General features: G+C 38.1%; 19 protein-coding genes and 1 riboswitch. Of the genes, 18 read left to right on the top strand and 1 reads right to left on the bottom strand.

Annotated features, from left to right (window positions below):
• Positions 1–252: 252 nt before the first annotated feature.
• Positions 253–816: a VanZ family protein gene (locus JF53_RS07500; protein ID WP_047979618.1), complete on the bottom strand. Its 564-nt coding sequence runs from the start codon at positions 814–816 to the stop codon at positions 253–255.
• Between the two features lie 135 nt (positions 817–951).
• Between JF53_RS07500 and JF53_RS07495 the strand changes: the two genes are divergently transcribed.
• From JF53_RS07495 to yunB, 18 genes are all read left to right on the top strand, one after another.
• A complete protein-coding gene (locus JF53_RS07495) occupies positions 952–1,314 on the top strand; it encodes an arsenate reductase family protein (protein ID WP_047979619.1) in 363 nt (120 codons plus the stop codon).
• Between the two features lie 70 nt (positions 1,315–1,384).
• Positions 1,385–1,768, top strand: a complete 384-nt coding sequence (gene gcvH, locus JF53_RS07490; protein WP_047979620.1) for a glycine cleavage system protein GcvH — start codon at positions 1,385–1,387, stop codon at positions 1,766–1,768.
• A gap of 154 nt (positions 1,769–1,922) precedes the next feature.
• A complete protein-coding gene (locus JF53_RS07485; RefSeq protein WP_047979621.1) occupies positions 1,923–2,276 on the top strand; it encodes a toprim domain-containing protein in 354 nt (117 codons plus the stop codon).
• 20 nt (positions 2,277–2,296) lie between these two features.
• Complete coding sequence (locus JF53_RS07480) at positions 2,297–2,614, top strand: thioredoxin family protein (RefSeq protein WP_047979622.1); 318 nt, start codon at positions 2,297–2,299, stop codon at positions 2,612–2,614.
• 77 nt (positions 2,615–2,691) lie between these two features.
• Positions 2,692–2,804: riboswitch (SAM riboswitch) on the top strand.
• A gap of 93 nt (positions 2,805–2,897) precedes the next feature.
• A complete protein-coding gene (locus tag JF53_RS07475; RefSeq protein WP_047979623.1) occupies positions 2,898–3,926 on the top strand; it encodes a methionine ABC transporter ATP-binding protein in 1,029 nt (342 codons plus the stop codon).
• Positions 3,916–4,584 (top strand): methionine ABC transporter permease, encoded by a 669-nt coding sequence (locus JF53_RS07470; RefSeq protein ID WP_047979624.1) that lies wholly within the window; start codon positions 3,916–3,918, stop codon positions 4,582–4,584. The genes JF53_RS07475 and JF53_RS07470 overlap by 11 nt, the downstream gene beginning before the upstream one ends.
• 60 nt (positions 4,585–4,644) lie before the next feature.
• Complete coding sequence (locus JF53_RS07465; protein WP_047979625.1) at positions 4,645–5,478, top strand: MetQ/NlpA family ABC transporter substrate-binding protein; 834 nt, start codon at positions 4,645–4,647, stop codon at positions 5,476–5,478.
• Positions 5,479–5,986: 508 nt separating this feature from the next.
• On the top strand, positions 5,987–6,139 hold the full coding sequence (locus JF53_RS17855) for a hypothetical protein (protein ID WP_236686924.1): 153 nt from the start codon (positions 5,987–5,989) through the stop codon (positions 6,137–6,139).
• Positions 6,140–6,412: 273 nt separating this feature from the next.
• On the top strand, positions 6,413–7,198 hold the full coding sequence (gene sufC / locus JF53_RS07460; RefSeq protein ID WP_047979626.1) for a Fe-S cluster assembly ATPase SufC: 786 nt from the start codon (positions 6,413–6,415) through the stop codon (positions 7,196–7,198).
• A gap of 18 nt (positions 7,199–7,216) precedes the next feature.
• Positions 7,217–8,524, top strand: a complete 1,308-nt coding sequence (gene sufD / locus JF53_RS07455; RefSeq protein ID WP_047979627.1) for a Fe-S cluster assembly protein SufD — start codon at positions 7,217–7,219, stop codon at positions 8,522–8,524.
• Positions 8,524–9,744, top strand: a complete 1,221-nt coding sequence (locus tag JF53_RS07450; protein ID WP_047979628.1) for a cysteine desulfurase — start codon at positions 8,524–8,526, stop codon at positions 9,742–9,744. Before sufD ends, JF53_RS07450 begins: the two co-directional genes overlap by 1 nt.
• Positions 9,734–10,165, top strand: a complete 432-nt coding sequence (sufU, locus tag JF53_RS07445) for a Fe-S cluster assembly sulfur transfer protein SufU (protein WP_047979629.1) — start codon at positions 9,734–9,736, stop codon at positions 10,163–10,165. Before JF53_RS07450 ends, sufU begins: the two co-directional genes overlap by 11 nt.
• 36 nt (positions 10,166–10,201) lie before the next feature.
• Complete coding sequence (gene sufB / locus JF53_RS07440) at positions 10,202–11,599, top strand: Fe-S cluster assembly protein SufB (RefSeq protein ID WP_047979630.1); 1,398 nt, start codon at positions 10,202–10,204, stop codon at positions 11,597–11,599.
• Between the two features lie 369 nt (positions 11,600–11,968).
• On the top strand, positions 11,969–12,784 hold the full coding sequence (locus JF53_RS07435; protein WP_047979631.1) for a sulfite exporter TauE/SafE family protein: 816 nt from the start codon (positions 11,969–11,971) through the stop codon (positions 12,782–12,784).
• A gap of 13 nt (positions 12,785–12,797) precedes the next feature.
• Positions 12,798–14,192 (top strand): bifunctional metallophosphatase/5'-nucleotidase, encoded by a 1,395-nt coding sequence (locus tag JF53_RS07430; protein ID WP_047979632.1) that lies wholly within the window; start codon positions 12,798–12,800, stop codon positions 14,190–14,192.
• Between the two features lie 90 nt (positions 14,193–14,282).
• Positions 14,283–14,585: a YunC family protein gene (locus tag JF53_RS07425; RefSeq protein ID WP_047979684.1), complete on the top strand. Its 303-nt coding sequence runs from the start codon at positions 14,283–14,285 to the stop codon at positions 14,583–14,585.
• Between the two features lie 253 nt (positions 14,586–14,838).
• Complete coding sequence (locus tag JF53_RS07420; RefSeq protein ID WP_047979633.1) at positions 14,839–15,924, top strand: HD-GYP domain-containing protein; 1,086 nt, start codon at positions 14,839–14,841, stop codon at positions 15,922–15,924.
• A gap of 68 nt (positions 15,925–15,992) precedes the next feature.
• Positions 15,993–16,775 (top strand): sporulation protein YunB, encoded by a 783-nt coding sequence (gene yunB, locus JF53_RS07415; RefSeq protein WP_053071819.1) that lies wholly within the window; start codon positions 15,993–15,995, stop codon positions 16,773–16,775.
• The last annotated feature ends 29 nt before the right edge of the window (positions 16,776–16,804 follow it).

Genomic DNA, 16,804 nt, shown 5'->3' with positions numbered 1-16,804 from the left:
ACGAACAATGCACTGATTCAGCGTAGGGAATATACGTAGACTCCTGCGGGAGGAAGGGCTAAGGTGAGACCCCCGCAGTGAGGGTGCTACTTGAATAACCTTCTTCGTTCCCTTGCGCTGAGGAAGCATACTCCGAAGCGATACTAGCAGACACAGGCGCACTGCTTTTCAGCGCGAGGAGGCTCAGCAGCCCCCGCGGAAAGCGAAGTATATTCCTGGAGCTGGTATCGTGCACCAACGTTCGGATTTTATCTAACCATTAACACGTATGTCCCAGCCCCCCTTTTTGTTGATTATTTTTAATGTGATTCCCATGCAATATCCGATGAAAACTCCTAATGTATTTAGAATTAAATCATCCACATCAAAACTTCTGGAAATAAATCCCAATACGGATAGTACCAACTGCATAAGCTCGATAAATCCTGTGCTGGCTATACCGATCAATAGTATTGTAATGACGGAAATGTTTCGCCAAAGTAGAACAGGTAACATGCCAATTGGGAAGAAGACAACAATATTTCCAACAAGATTAATCAACTGAATGAATACGTTTCCTTGAAAATTAAGGTATAGATTTATGGTTTGAAACGGTATTAGGTTTATTGAAGCCATATTCGTCGTAACAGTCCCTTTTCCGGGGAAAAGTGTCAAATAGAGTAGGCACTCGAGATAAACAATTGAAAGAAGATAAAGTATTTCGCGATTTAGAGACATCGATTTATGACGTTTTTTTCGATAGAATGTTCGTATTAATACGTAAACAAGTATTGTAATGGCAATGATTAATATAGGAATTTCATTAATATACTGCATAGGTGCTCCTTAAGGAAATTTCATATTCTTATAGTATAGTGAATTTTAATTGATTTTTCGACGATTGTCTCCAGTTTTCTTCTTATCTTTACAAAAGAATCATGGTAGAATATTGGTAGAAAAGGAGGAGATATGGTGGCACTTACGTTTTATTGGTACCCAAATTGTGGGACATGTCAAAAAGCAAAGAAATGGTTTGACGCGCATAACGTCAGCTATAACAGCATACATATTGTGGAAGAAACACCTTCAGCTGAGGAAATTATGACATTAATTGAAAATAGTGGTCTACCTGCTAAAAAGTTTTTTAATACAAGCGGGACAAAGTATCGAGAATTAAATATTAAGGACAAAATACAGGATGCGTCGATAGAAGAAATGGCAAGCATCTTAGCTTCAGACGGAATGCTCATTAAACGTCCGATTGTAACAGATGGCAAAAACGTTACAGTGGGCTTTAAAGAGGCTGACTATCAAGAAACATGGTTAACGAAATAAGCATAAATACTAGCCGAAAATAGAGTTAACTTGTATAGTAAAATTACAATCAACTATCGGAGGGATTTTAATGAGCTTACCAAACGACTTATTATATTCACAAGAACACGAATGGGTAAAAAAAGAAGGAAATACAGTGCGTATTGGAATTACTGATTTTGCCCAAGATGAGCTAGGAGACATTGTATTTGTTGAATTACCTGAAGTTGGGGAAGAAGTAAAAGCTGACGAGCCATTTGGCAGTGTAGAATCAGTTAAAACCGTATCTGAATTATATGCGCCAATTAGTGGAAAGATTGTAGAAGTGAATACAGCACTTGAAGATAGTCCAGAATTAGTGAATGAGTCTCCATATGAAAATGCATGGATGATTGTACTGGAGCTTTCAGATGAAGCTGAACTTGAAAAATTACTTTCACCGGAAGCATATAAAGAGCTTACCGAGCAAGACTAATATCAACCTAGTTTAAAGGCTGGCATTATTCCGGATTTTTTGGAATGATAGTCAGCTTTCTTTGCAGAAACAAAGCCTCAACGGGATGCATTATGCTGCTTTTAGAATTTCAAATCGTGATTACCTAATCGTTAAACCTTGAGGGGGATCTGTCATGATACATCAGTCTGGAAAAGTTATAATTGTTGAAGGATTAACAGATAAAAAACAGCTTGAAAAAGTCATAGAGGATCATATTACGATTATTTGCACGAATGGAACATTTGATGTAGAGCGTTTTGATGAATTATTAGAAACCTATCTGTTGGATGATAAGGAAGTCTTTATTTTAGTGGATGAAGATCACTCTGGCATGAAGCTCCGTAAGCAGTTGGCTCAAGAATTACCACATGCGGAGCATATTTATGTGAGTAGTGAATATCGGGAGGTAGCGGCGACACCGGAACGTGTGTTAGCGATGCTACTACTAGGAAAACAGATTGCAGTGAATCCACTTTATATAGTTTAGGGTAATGAGTAGGTGATTTTTTGCTGGAAGTAACGAGAGAGCGATTGGAAGAACAGAACTATTTACTATATATCTATACACCTTTTTGTGGAACTTGTCAGTTGGCTAGAACGATGCTTGAGAAAATTGAAGAAGTACATCAGCAGGAGATTTTTTGTGAAATGAATGCTTCGTTATATCCTGAGTTTATGCATGCGAATCAAATTGAGAGTGTTCCGTGTTTAGTTATTAAACAGAACAATGTGTTGGCTGAGAAAATCTATGCATTTCATTCCATACCAAATATTTATCAATATTTATTTCAATATAAGCCAGAATTATTTAACGAAAAAAGTTAAAAATCTAGTATTTTGTATTGACAGTTTCCTAGCTCGATGCTATAGTTGGTTTTGTTCAAAAAATGAATATTTAATATCTCTTATCCAGAGCGGTGGAGGGAAAGGCCCTATGAAACCGCGGCAACCTTCAAACATTCGTGTTTGAAAAAGGTGCCAAGTCCTCAAAGCATAAAGCTTTGAAAGATGAGAGAACGTGAAGATAAATTTACTACGTCTTTCTGTTCTCTTGCAGAAAGGCGTTTTTTGTTGGTTTTAGCACAAGATAAGTATAGGAGGGATGCATGTGATATCGATTGAAGGATTAACGAAAATATTTCGTTTAAATCAAAAGGATATTACCGCTGTTGATGATCTTAGTTTAACCATTCAAAATGGTGAGATATTTGGCGTGATTGGTTATAGTGGTGCTGGCAAAAGCACATTCATTCGATTGTTAAATCGTCTGGAAGAACCTACTGCAGGAAAAGTAACTATCCACGGCCAAGATATCACAGCTATGAATAAAAATAAGCTGCGCATTGCAAGACAGGATATCGGAATGATATTCCAGCATTTTAATTTACTCTGGTCGCGTACAGTCGCTGAAAACATTGCATTTCCATTAGAAATTGCGGGAGTACCAGTAACAAAACGAAAGGCAAGAGTTCGTGAGCTGATTGATTTAGTTGGATTGACAGGTAGGGAAAATGCATATCCTTCACAGCTTAGTGGTGGGCAGAAACAGCGGGTTGGTATTGCAAGGGCGTTAGCGAATAACCCAAAGGTGTTACTGTGTGACGAAGCAACATCAGCACTTGATCCCGAGACAACGAATTCGATATTAGACTTGCTTGTGGATATTAATCAAAAGCTAGGATTAACGATTATTTTGATTACGCACGAGATGCATGTCATTCGTAAAATTTGTAACCGAGTTGCCGTAATGGAAAATGGGAAAGTTGTGGAGCAAGGTGATGTACTCGATATATTTTTACATCCTAAGAAGGAAGTTACCCAGAAGTTTGTGAAACAAGTTATGGGTAGTGGAGAAGAAGACGAGTTAGAATTGTTACGAGAGACGTATTCAAATGGAAAGCTGGTTAAGCTTCACTTTGTTGGGGAATCTGCGAATCAAGCGTTAATCAGCAAGCTATCAAAGCAATTTGAGATTGAAGTAAATATCTTGCAAGGAAAAATTACCCAAACACAACGAGGTGCTTATGGTACATTAGTTGTTCAATTAATTGGTACACAGTCAGAAGTTGAGATGGCTAGCCAATATATTCAAACCGAAACCTCTGTTCAATTGGAGGTGATTCAAGATGCTAACTAATCTATTTCCGAATTTAAAATTGGATGATTTGTGGGAAGCCACTACAGAAACCTTGTATATGACTGTTTTAGCACTTATCGGGACGTTGATTTTTGGTATTATTCTAGGATTACTATTGTATCTAACTTCCAAGGGAAGTCTTTGGGAAAATAAATATATAAATTTTATTATCGCAGCAGTAGTCAATATTTTTCGTGCGATACCATTTATCATTCTCATTTTACTATTATTCCCATTCACTAATTTCTTGGTTGGAACGATCCGCGGTCCAAATGCGGCGATACCGGCACTTATAATCGGTGCTGCGCCGTTCTATGCGAGATTGGTGGAAATTGCCTTGAAGGAAGTTTCAAAAGGTGTCGTAGAAGCAGCGCAATCCATGGGTGCAAAAACGAAAACCGTTATTTTCAAAGTACTATTACCTGAATCCTTACCGGCATTAATATCTGGTTTAACCGTAACAGCTATTTCCTTAATTGGTTATACAGCAATGGCCGGTGTAATCGGTGCAGGTGGTCTAGGAAACTATGCGCATTATTACGGGTTTATGCGACGTGATTTTGATGTTGTGTTTATCTGTACAGTCGTCATTGTCATCATTGTATTCATTTTTCAATTCATTGGTGATTTTCTATCTAGTAAAGTAGATAAGCGTTAATTATTTTGGAGGATACGGCATTCGTCGTTAATCATATAAAAAAGTAGAGGAGAATTATAGATGAAAAAACGTATTGCTTTTGTTGCTATTTTATTCGTATTAATCTTGGCTGCTTGTGGAGGGAATGAATCAGATTCTAATTCAGAAACTGAAGCACATAAAATTGTTGTTGGTGCTTCAAGTGTCCCGCATGCTGAAATCTTAGAAAAGGCAAAACCGATTTTAGAAGAGAAAGGTATAACACTTGAAATTGAAGAATATGAAGACTATGTACTACCTAACGATGATTTAGCAAATGGTACATTAGATGCAAACTATTTCCAACATATTCCGTACCTAGAACAAACAATTGCAGATACTGGCTATGAGCTAGATTATATTGATGGTATCCATGTTGAACCAATTGGTGTTTACTCCAAAGCAATTACAAGTTTAGATGATATTCCAACTGGAACAGAAGTATTGCTAAGTAATTCAACAGCAGACCACGGTCGTGTGCTTGCATTGTTCGAAGCAAATGGATTAATCAAGCTAGATGAAAGTGTTGAAAAAGCATCAGCAACAATTGATGATATTGTCGAGAATCCGAAAGAGCTAGTATTTACACCTGACTTTGCAGCGGAACTTCTTCCAGAGCTATATGCATCAGAAGAAGATACATTAGTTGCGATTAACACAAACTTTGCAATTGCAGCAGATCTAAATCCATTAGAAGATGCATTATTCATTGAAGATGAAAATTCACCATATGTAAATGTTATTGCGGTTCGTTCTGAGGATAAAGAAAACGAAGATCTTAAAGCCTTAGTGGAAGTTTTACAATCACAAGAAATTCAAGACTTCATTTTAGAAGAATATGAAGGTTCAGTCGTACCAGTTGGTGGCGATAACTAACTACAAACCAAGCAGCAAATCCTATTGAGGGGTTTGCTGCTTTTTAATGCCTAGGAAATTATAAATTTAGACACTGTGGACAATTTGTCTTCACCTAAACGGCCGCGTCCAGCTCCAGCACCCAGGGACTAACAGACTTCCTTCACCTCCGTACGATAATCAACATCGGCTCTCTGCAGTCGCCGTGTTTCCTTTATCTCCTACGGCTCAGTCCAAATGTTTTCGGTGGGGCGAGTAATCGCAGTCCCAGTCCGTATGTCCCTAACCGGGCGCTTGCACTTTTGTACTTGATGAAGGATATGCTAGCATTTGTGAGGATTTTCGTAAAAGTTTTTGATAAAGCTTGCTGACTAGTTGAGGTGGGTTATTTTGTATTGGAATGAAGGTATAAAAGGTTAAATGCCGTTTGGTGTCCGTTAGTATATCATGCTAAAATGGCAGTGCTTTAACAAAAAGAAAGGGATGATTCACTATTTCTAGTGAGATTAAACTGACTTATACGAGTGAAATGGAAAAGGCTATGCAAACCCGTCACCATATGGGATATGCTGATTATTGCCGGAAGTTGGATAATCGGATGAAGGTGGAACAAAGGCGGCAGGATGAGTATGAAAAAAGTAAGCATATGTTAGCGGAAATAGACAATCAAATTCATAAATAATGATGGAGGCTGGTACCCATAGTAGGTGCCAGCTTTTTGGATTAAAGAATTAAATTGGAATTGAAGCAAGTTCCTTTTTTAAACTATAAAATAAATAGAAAAAAGACAGGAAATAACCGTTATTTTTCCTATATAAATTGTGCATATTTACATAACCTAAAAAAGTTGATTATAAATTCGAAATGCTATAAGATTGTAATGAGAATAAATTGAGAATGGATTTTATTCTGTTCAACTTAATAAAAAATCATATTCATATATGGAGGTATCAATATGGCAGGATCTACATTAGAAATTAAGAATCTTCACGTATCGATTGAAGGTAAAGAAATATTAAAGGGTGTTAATTTAACCATTAAAGGTGGAGAATTCCACGCAGTAATGGGGCCAAACGGTACAGGTAAATCAACACTTGCATCAGCAATTATGGGACATCCAAAGTATGAAGTAACAGAAGGAAGTATTTTACTTAATGGGGAAGATGTGCTGGAAATGGAAGTTGACGAGCGTGCTCGAGCTGGTCTATTCCTAGCGATGCAATACCCTAGCGAAATCAGTGGTGTAACTACTTCTGACTTCTTACGTTCTGCAATCAATGCACGTCGTGAAGAAGGCGATGAAATCCCGTTAATGAAATTTATTAAAGGTTTAGACGCAGACCTAGACTTTTTAGAAATTGATAAAAGCATGGCAACAAGATACCTAAACGAAGGATTCTCAGGTGGAGAAAAGAAACGTAATGAAATTCTTCAATTAATGCAAATTCAGCCTGACATTGCTATTCTTGACGAGATTGACTCAGGTCTAGATATTGATGCATTAAAGGTTGTATCAAAAGGTATAAACAAAATGCGTGGCGAGAATTTTGGTTGCTTAATTATTACACATTATCAACGTCTATTAAATTATATTACTCCAGACCATGTACACGTTATGATGCAAGGTCGCGTTGTGAAGTCTGGTGGTCCTGAACTTGCTCATCGTTTAGAAGCAGAAGGATATGACTGGATTAAAGAAGAATTAGGTATCGAAGACGAAACTGTAGAGCAAAACGCTTAAGGAGTTAGGAGGGGTAATATGACTGTTGACACAAAGCTACCATATGATAGAAATTATATCGAACAGTTTTCCAAAGAACATAATGAACCAGCTTGGATGAAGGAATTACGCCTTAATGCTTTAGAACAAGTAGAATCTCTTAAATTACCAGAACCAGATAAAACGAAAATTGGTAAGTGGAATTTTACACAATTTAAGCATACGGCAGCTGGCGAGAAGATTTCTTCGCTAACAGATCTTCCAGCTGAAATTCAAGATTTCTTTGATGAAGAAAATCTACCAGAAAATCTTTTGATTCAGCGAAATCATACTGTTGCATTTGCACAGTTAAATCAGGATCTAGCTGCAAAAGGTGTCATATTTACAGATATTTTTACTGCATTACGCGATCATGAAGAGCTTGTGAAGCGTTACTTTATGAAGGATGCTGTATCGGTTGATGAACATAAATTAACAGCATTACATGCGGCATTAATGAATGGTGGAATCTTTGTATATGTACCAAAAAATGTACAAATCGAAGAACCATTACAAGCTATTTTCTGGCAAGAAGATCCAGAAGTTGCTCTTGTGAACCATGTATTAGTTGTGGCAGATGAAAATAGTGAACTAACTTATGTAGAAAACTATATCTCTAATAATAAAGAAGAAGCAACGGTTGCCAACATCATTACCGAAGTTATTGCGCAAGATAATGCGAAAATATCGTTTGGTGCAGTTGACAATTTTGCTGCTGGTACAACGACTTATGTGAACCGTCGTGGTGTTGCTTACCGTAATGCAACGATTGACTGGGCTCTTGGCCAAATGAATGACGGAAATACCGTTTCTGAAAATATTACTCATTTAGTAGGGGATGGTTCTGAATCCAATGCAAATGCTGTAACAGTTGGTCGTGGCAAGCAAATTCAAAACTTCACTGCAAAAATTACACAATTCGGAAAGAACTCTGAGGCGCAAATTTTACAACGTGGTGTTATGAAGGAAAGTGCAACTTCAATTTTCAATGCGGTTGGTAAAATTGAACACGGAGCATCTGGTTCCAATAATGAGCAAACATCTCGTGTGCTCATGTTAAGTGAAAAAGCACGTGGAGATGCCAATCCAATTCTTCTGATCGATGAGGATGATGTAACAGCTGGACACGCTGCTTCTGTCGGTCGTGTGGATCCGTTACAGCTTTACTATTTAATGAGTCGCGGAATTACACAGGAGGAAGCAGAACGCTTAATCATTCATGGCTTCCTTGATCCAGTAGTAGCACAATTACCGATTGCTGCTGTTAAGAAACAGTTGAAGCAAGTAATTGAAAGGAAAGTAAACTAATGGATGTAAAAGCCATTAGGCAGATGTTTCCGATTCTCGATCAGGAAGTGAATGGACATCCTTTGGTTTATCTTGATTCTTCTGCGACATCCCAAAAGCCGATACCGGTTATTGAAGCGGTGGAAAACTATTATCGTATGGATAATGCCAATGTTCATCGTGGGGTTCATACACTAGGTTCACGTGCAACTGATCAATACGAAGGAGCACGTGAGAAGGTTCGTCGTTTTATTAATGCGAGAAGTACTGCAGAAATTATTTTCACACGCGGTACGACAACTTCGATTAATACTGTTGCATATAGTTACGGACGAGCGAACTTAAAGCCTGGTGATGAGGTATTAATTACACCAATGGAACATCATAGTAATATCATACCTTGGCAACAGGCTGTTAAAGCAACAGGTGCGACATTGAAGTACATTCCATTACAGGAGGATGGGACAGTCTCACTTGAGGATGTTCGGAATCTTGTTAGTGAGCATACGAAGGTTGTATCGATTGCACATGTTTCCAATGTATTGGGTACAATAAATCCAATCAAAGAAATTGCTAAGATAGCGCATGAAAAAGGTGCAGTACTCGTTGTAGATGGTGCACAAGGTGCTCCACATATGAAAGTGGATGTCCAGGATTTGGATTGCGATTTCTATGCGTTTTCTGGACATAAAATGTGTGCTCCAACTGGTATTGGGGTGCTTTATGGAAAGAAAGAGCTATTAGAAGAAATGGAACCAGTTGAATTTGGTGGAGAAATGATTGATTTTGTTAATCTACAGGACTCCACTTGGAAGGAATTGCCTTGGAAGTTTGAAGGTGGTACGCCAATTATTGCTGGTGCTATCGGTCTTGCAGCTGCCATTGACTTTTTAGAGGATATTGGCATGGATGCTATTTTAGACCATGAGCAAAAATTAGCTGATTATGTGATGGATCGCCTGCGAAGCGTCGAAGATATTAAGATTTACGGGCCAGAACATCGAGCTGCACTCGTAACGTTTAACTTAGGTGATGTACATCCACATGATGTGGCAACAGCACTCGATTCATTCGGGATTGCCGTTCGGGCCGGACATCACTGTGCACAGCCTCTAATGAAATGGTTGGACGTAACTGCGACAGCAAGAGCGAGCTTTTATTTATATAACACAGAAGATGACGTTGAAATATTAGTTGACGGACTTTTGAAGACGAAGGAGTTTTTCGGTCATGTCTTTTAACAACTTGGATACACTTTACAGACAGGTAATTATGGATCATTATAAAAACCCAAGAAATCGCGGTGTAGTCGAAGGTGATGCTTTAACCATCGATATGAATAATCCAACGTGTGGTGACCGAATTCAGTTGCAATTGCAGGTTGAAGATGGCATTGTCAAGGATGCGAAGTTTGAAGGTGAAGGTTGTTCCATAAGCATGTCTTCTGCGTCTATGATGACACAGGCAGTAAAGGGTAAAAAAGTTACCGATGCACTTGAAATGTCAAAGCTCTTCTCCAATATGATGCTAGGTGAGGAAATTGAAACGGATCTGGACTTAGGCGATATTGAAGCATTAAGTGGTGTTTCCAAGTTTCCTGCGCGGATTAAATGTGCGACTCTTGCATGGAAGGCTATGGAGAAGGGTGTACAAGGACAATAATGCACGATTGTACCAATACTAAAAGGAGGGTATATCATGGCAAAAAAAGCGCCAGAAATAGAAGAGTATAAATATGGCTTCCGTGATAAAGACGTTTCTATTTTTCGTACAGAACGTGGTTTAACACGAAGAGTCGTAGAAGAAATTTCAAAATTAAAAGAAGAACCTCAGTGGATGTTAGATTACCGTCTAAAAGCATTGGAGCATTTCTATGAGCGTCCAATGCCACAATGGGGTGGCGACTTATCTGGTCTTGATTTTGATGAGATTGTATACTATGTTAAACCTTCTGAAAAACAAGGTAGAACATGGGATGAAGTACCAGCTGAAATCAAGCAAACATTCGATCGACTAGGAATTCCAGAAGCAGAACAAAAATACCTTGCTGGGGTTTCTGCTCAATATGAATCTGAAGTGGTTTATCACAGCTTAAAAGAAGATCTTGAGAATTTAGGAATTGTCTTTAAGGATACAGATACTGCCTTAAAAGAAAACGAAGAGCTATTTAAAGAGTACTTCGGATCGGTTATTCCATACTCTGATAACAAATTCTCTGCTTTAAACTCTGCTGTATGGTCTGGTGGGTCGTTCATCTATGTACCAAAAGGTGTTCGTACAAATACACCACTTCAGGCTTACTTCCGTATTAACTCTGAAAATATGGGGCAGTTTGAAAGAACATTAATTATCGTTGATGAAGGTGCTTCTGTACACTATGTTGAAGGTTGTACAGCACCAGTATATACAACGAACTCACTACACAGTGCTGTTGTAGAAATCATTGTGAAGAAAGATGCGTATTGCCGTTATACAACCATCCAAAACTGGGCAAATAACGTTTATAATCTTGTTACGAAGCGTGCTGTATGCGATGCTAACGCTACAATGGAATGGATTGATGGTAACATCGGTTCTAAATTAACGATGAAATATCCAGCGATTCTTCTTAAAGGAGAAGGTGCTCGTGGTAACACGATTTCCATCGCAATTGCAGGTCGTGGTCAAGTTCAGGATGCTGGTGCGAAAATGCATCACTTAGCACCTAATACATCATCTACTATTGTTTCGAAGTCATTCTCGAAACAAGGTGGTAAAGTATCTTACCGTGGAATGGTCCATTTCGGCCGTAAAGCTGATGGTGCTCGTTCTAATATCGAGTGTGATACATTGATTCTAGATAACGAATCAACTTCTGATACAATTCCTTACAATGAGATTTTAAATGATAATATCTCTTTAGAACACGAAGCAAAAGTTTCGAAAGTATCAGAAGAACAATTATTCTACCTAATGAGTAGAGGTCTGACCGAAGAAGAAGCAACAGAAATGATCGTAATGGGCTTCATCGAACCATTTACGAAAGAACTTCCAATGGAATACGCCGTTGAGATGAACCGATTGATTAAGTTCGAGATGGAAGGTTCCATCGGATAATTCTATATATTTGTTGATAAAACCCCGGTGTAACAATGATTGCACTGGGATTTTTATATTGTATGAAGACTAACGTGCCAGAAACGTGCCGACGGAAGTCCCGAAATTAGCGGGAGATATCCCGAACATCCTGCGACTAATCCCGAACCACTATCAGTATCCCGAATGTTAGCGAGCATATCCCGAACATAAGGTTAACAAGCCCGAAGAATGCTGCTTCTATCCCGAACTCCTCGAACTTAAATTCCGAACCCCTTAGCAAGCAAACAAAAATGTAAATGATTCTTTAAATAGTCCTTGGTAGGAATCTTCCGGAATCAATGCTAAAATCGAGATAACGATTTTACAACAGATTAGAGGGTTACATACGTGGTAATTGTTATTTGCATCCTTATTGGAATATTCACAGCGTTTCTTGGAAGTTTAGTTGGACTTGGGGGTGGAGTTATTTTAATACCAAGTCTGTTACTATTACATCAGTATATGCCAGCATTTGGGTGGGCTACTCCACAAGCAATTGTAGGAATATCATTAATCACCATGATTTTTACATCGATGGCATCGACTATGTCATACTATAAAAAGGGAAGAGTCGATTATAAAACCGGCTTATTATTTTTATCAGGTAGTATACCTGGTGGTATTCTTGGTTCCTGGTTAAATCAATTTTTTAATACAGATCAATTCTTGTTGTATTTTGGTATTCTTGTACTGGTCATATCTGGTTTATTTTTCATCAAGCGAACAGATCCGCAGCCAAAAACTAATAAATCGAAATCGATTCGATCTTTTCAAGTTGGGGATCAAACCTATACATATTCGGTATCTGTTTCCTTAGCATTTTTCCTTTCACTTATTATTGGTGTACTGTCAGGGTTATTCGGAATTGGTGGCGGATCGATTATGGTTCCAGCAATGATTCTATTATTCGGTTTTCCGGTACATATTGCCACAGCGACATCAATGTTTATGATTTTCTTTGTAAGTATTATTGGTTCTAGTACACATATTGCTTTAGGCCATATCGAATGGGAGTATGTTTTATTCTTCATACCTGGAGCTTGGATTGGTGGAAAGCTGGGTGCCTTCATCAGTCAGAAGTTAACCGGGAATACACTGGAATGGATATTACGTATAACATTAATATTGATTGGCTTACGTATGATTATTAGTGGATTATCATAAGGAGTTTTATGACATGGAAGAAAAAATCTATTTATATTATACAAATGATTTACATAGCAATTTTGCGCAGTGGCCACGTGTAACGGAGTATATAAAACAAGCTAGAAAGAAGCATCAGGTAGCAAATGAACCCAATTATGTCTTTGATATTGGTGACCATGTGGATCGAATGCATCCAATTACAGAGGCATTTCGTGGAAAAGGTAATATAAGCTTGCTTAATGATGCGGGCTATGATTTTGTTACGCTTGGGAATAACGAAGGAATAACCTTGTCTCATAACGAGTTATTTCATTTGTATGATGAAGCAAATTTTCAAGTGCTGTGTGCGAATTTACATAGTACAGCTGAACAGTCTCCTTCTTGGTTGCAGCCGACAGTTCGTATCCAGACTAATCAGGGTGTTAGAATTGGTATTATTGGATTAACTGCTCCGTTTAATGATTATTATCATCTATTAGATTGGCACATATCAGATCCGTTTGCTAGTTTAGAAACGTATATTGCTGACTTAAAACAGTCATCCGATATCATTGTTCTCTTATCCCATTTAGGAATTAGTGAGGATCAGGAAATCGCTAGAAGATTTAAAGATGTTGACGTCATTTTAGGTGGTCATACACACCATCTGCTACGAACAGGAGAAGCGGTTAATCAAGCTATTATAACTGCAGCTGGAAAGCACTGCTATTATATTGGTGAGGTGATTCTAACATGGGAACATCAAGAACAGAAGCTAGTAAAAAAAGAAGCTTATACAACAGATATTTCGGACTATCCAATGAATACTCAAACAGAAGAAAGGCTTAACGAGCTACAAGTGGAATCGAATCGAATTTTAGCTAAGCCGGTTGTAACGATTGAGGAACCTATCGAGGTTAATTGGTTCAAAACAACGACAATTATGCAACGTTTAACGGAGAAGGTCCATCAGGCAACAAATGCAGATTGTGCGATGTTTAATTCTGGGCTTCTATTAGATGGGTTCCAGGCGGGAACGATAACTTATGGTGACGTTCATAGTGTCTGTCCGCATCCAATCAATCCGTGTATGGTTGAACTGTCTGGTGCTGAACTTCTCGAGGTGATTCGAGCAACCTATACAGCTGAATTTATTGACTTAGAATTAAAGGGATTCGGATTTCGTGGTAAGGTTATTGGTAATATGGTTTTTTCTGGTATACAAGTTGAGACTGGTCAACACCGTCAGGGTCACACCTATGTGGAGACTGTGCAGGTAAATGGTTCACCAATCATTCCAACTAAGCTTTACAATGTGGTAACCGCTGATACCTTCACCTTTGGCAGGATGTTACCGGAGATTGCTAAATCAGAAAAGAAGCGCTATATTTTGCCAGCGTTCATACGAGATTATTTAGCAGAAACGTTACAAGAACACTACGGATGATATACCAAGGATAAATAGTTTTACAGCGTGACACCAAATCCCCTCTTTGCATAGACATATAGTGTACATCGCAAAGGAGGTATAATGGTTATGATTACAATCAATCCCCTTGAAGTGGACGGTATAGCTTTTACGGCTATTCGCGTTGAATTACCAAAGACTAATTTACTCATGATCACGAATGAAATTGGTTATATCATGTGTGGAGCCCTTGACGTTGATTTATTAAATGAAAAATTGCAGGATCGAAATATAATTGCGGCAAGAGCAGTTGGCGTTCGCACAATTGATGAACTACTAGTAGCTCCACTGGAAAAAATCACAGAAGCCTCAAAGGAGTATGGTTGGGAAATAGGCATGACCGGAAAAGAGGCATTAAAACGAATATCATAATGGGAAGAGCCATGGACATAAGTAGAATGATAAGATAAAAATTACGAACAGTGCATGAATTCAGCAGAGTATATTCCCGAAGCGGGTATTACGCACAAGTTCGGATTTTATCTTGTTATAAGTACGTATGTGCCTGGCTCATTTTTCATATGAAACTAATAATATAGCTTTTTCATCCGAGTTTTGGTACTATTTTAATATAGTATTTTGTCGAAAAATGCCGTATTTTATATGAGTTAGTAAGGAGAACACAATGAGACTAGTAAGTACAACTTCCATTCAGGCTGGAGCAATTTTAGGGCAAACTATTTATCGCGATAATGGAACAGTCCTTCTCCAAAAAGGGATGAATTTAACGGCGCGACTTGTTAGTCGACTACAAGATCAAGGAATTACGTATGTATACATAGAAGATGAAGCAACGAAGGATATTGTTGTGAAGTCTGCAATATCAGAGAAACTACGACATGAAGCAACCTCATCGATGAAACAGCTTTTTACGGACGTAAGAAAAAGCGAGATGTTGTCAAATTCCTTTGTTTTAGATAAGGAAGCTAAGAGTTTAACGGATATTATTCAGCGAATTATGGAAGAAATCAATGATCATGAAGAATCATTAACGTTATTAACAGATGTTTATTTAACTGACGATTATATTTTTCAGCATTCGCTCAATGTTACAATCTATGCTTTAGCTATTGGTGCCGAGCTAAAATTGAATGCCAAGGAGTTATCAGACCTCGGAAAAGGAGCTATGCTACACGATATCGGGAAGGTGTTTATTGATCCGAATATCTTACAAAAGCCGGATAAGCTTACCAAAAAAGAATTTGAAATTATGAAAACTCATACGACAATTGGGTATGATCTACTTAGGCAAAACTACAATTATTCTTCGGTAATTGCACATTGTGCCTATCAACATCATGAACGATTAAATGGTACTGGGTATCCAAGAGGCTTAGAAGGGAAAGATATTCATCCCTTTGCTCAGATTATTTCTGTAGCAGACGTGTTTGATGCCGTAACGAGTAATCGTGTATATCGCAAGGCAATGCTTCCTCACGAAGGCTTAGAGTTGTTGTATAGTGGAGCTGTGGACCAATTTGATATTAAAATGGTCGAGGCGTTTAAAAATAGTGTTGCTGTGTATCCGAATGGGATTACAGTTGAATTAAATGATCAGCGACAAGGTGTTGTTGTAAGACAAAACAAGCATTTATGTGATCGGCCGGTTATTCGTATTATAAAGGATGGGATGAATAATCCGGTAGAACCATATACGGTGGATTTGTCTAATCAATTGAATATTACGATTACGAAATGTAATCTCGGCTAAAAATCGCTAAATTAACATGTCTAACCCCCTTCAAACAAGCATAGATTGTTTTGAGGGGGTTTTTTGGTATGAGGCAGCGAATGGGGTTTAAAAGAAGACGAACGTCACCTCCATCATCAAGATATATCATAATGATTTCCTTTATATTATTTATTGTGATTACTTATATCAGTTTAGAATTTATAGATGAACAAATAACACCAACCATTATGGAGGTAGCGGAACAAAAAACTACTGAATTTGCCACTAGAGGGATTAATTCTGCAGTGAAATTTGCTGAAGCATATACATTTGAAGACGTCGCGATTTCCGAGAAGAATGAAGGTGGCAATATTTCAATCGTTGGTTGGGAACAGTCCGTTGTAAATAAAATTAATCGAGCTGCTACAGATCGAGTTGAAGAATTTTTTCATAGTATGAATAAAGGTACACCTCCACAATATAGCGATCCTCTTGGGAAGCCGGAAGTTTATGGAGATACAGTAGAGGAACTAGTTGATCGTGATCCAACTGTAATCGAAATACCAATAGGTCAAGCAACAGGGAATTCGATATTAGCTAACCTAGGACCAAGAATACCAGTAAACCTTGAATTAACAGGAAGCGTTCGTACAGAATTAGTCGATGAAATAGAATACGGTGGCATCAATAATGTGTTCGTCTCAATTTGGGTTGAGGTAGAGGCGGATGTTCAAATTGTTGTTCCATTCATGACGGATGTAAAAACTGTGAGTACAAGAATCCTAATCGATAAGGCCCTCGTTATGGGAGAGGTACCAGAGTTTTATGGTGACAGTACTGATGGACCATCCATCGCTGTCCCAAAGGAAGACTTGCAAAATGATGAATAATCTAGTATAGTATTTGTATTAATTGAATA

Origin of the sequence: Ornithinibacillus contaminans, from assembly GCF_001038425.2 — a bacterium.
In the GTDB taxonomy this organism is placed as follows: domain Bacteria; phylum Bacillota; class Bacilli; order Bacillales; family Amphibacillaceae; genus Ornithinibacillus; species Ornithinibacillus contaminans.
The sequence above is the reverse complement of the archived record's forward strand: the minus strand, read 5'-3'. Positions and strand labels throughout refer to the sequence as shown.

What these genes read in the sequence shown, in the direction of transcription:
- JF53_RS07500 (WP_047979618.1), bottom strand. Translation starts at nt 816, where the DNA reads ATGCAGTATATTAATGAAATTCCTATATTAATCATTGCCATTACAATA.
- gcvH (WP_047979620.1), top strand. Translation starts at nt 1,385, where the DNA reads ATGAGCTTACCAAACGACTTATTATATTCACAAGAACACGAATGGGTA.
- JF53_RS07485 (WP_047979621.1), top strand. Translation starts at nt 1,923, where the DNA reads ATGATACATCAGTCTGGAAAAGTTATAATTGTTGAAGGATTAACAGAT.
- JF53_RS07470 (WP_047979624.1), top strand. Translation starts at nt 3,916, where the DNA reads ATGCTAACTAATCTATTTCCGAATTTAAAATTGGATGATTTGTGGGAA.
- JF53_RS07465 (WP_047979625.1), top strand. Translation starts at nt 4,645, where the DNA reads ATGAAAAAACGTATTGCTTTTGTTGCTATTTTATTCGTATTAATCTTG.
- JF53_RS17855 (WP_236686924.1), top strand. Translation starts at nt 5,987, where the DNA reads ATGGAAAAGGCTATGCAAACCCGTCACCATATGGGATATGCTGATTAT.
- sufC (WP_047979626.1), top strand. Translation starts at nt 6,413, where the DNA reads ATGGCAGGATCTACATTAGAAATTAAGAATCTTCACGTATCGATTGAA.
- sufD (WP_047979627.1), top strand. Translation starts at nt 7,217, where the DNA reads ATGACTGTTGACACAAAGCTACCATATGATAGAAATTATATCGAACAG.
- JF53_RS07450 (WP_047979628.1), top strand. Translation starts at nt 8,524, where the DNA reads ATGGATGTAAAAGCCATTAGGCAGATGTTTCCGATTCTCGATCAGGAA.
- sufU (WP_047979629.1), top strand. Translation starts at nt 9,734, where the DNA reads ATGTCTTTTAACAACTTGGATACACTTTACAGACAGGTAATTATGGAT.
- sufB (WP_047979630.1), top strand. Translation starts at nt 10,202, where the DNA reads ATGGCAAAAAAAGCGCCAGAAATAGAAGAGTATAAATATGGCTTCCGT.
- JF53_RS07430 (WP_047979632.1), top strand. Translation starts at nt 12,798, where the DNA reads ATGGAAGAAAAAATCTATTTATATTATACAAATGATTTACATAGCAAT.
- JF53_RS07425 (WP_047979684.1), top strand. Translation starts at nt 14,283, where the DNA reads ATGATTACAATCAATCCCCTTGAAGTGGACGGTATAGCTTTTACGGCT.
- JF53_RS07420 (WP_047979633.1), top strand. Translation starts at nt 14,839, where the DNA reads ATGAGACTAGTAAGTACAACTTCCATTCAGGCTGGAGCAATTTTAGGG.
- yunB (WP_053071819.1), top strand. Translation starts at nt 15,993, where the DNA reads ATGAGGCAGCGAATGGGGTTTAAAAGAAGACGAACGTCACCTCCATCA.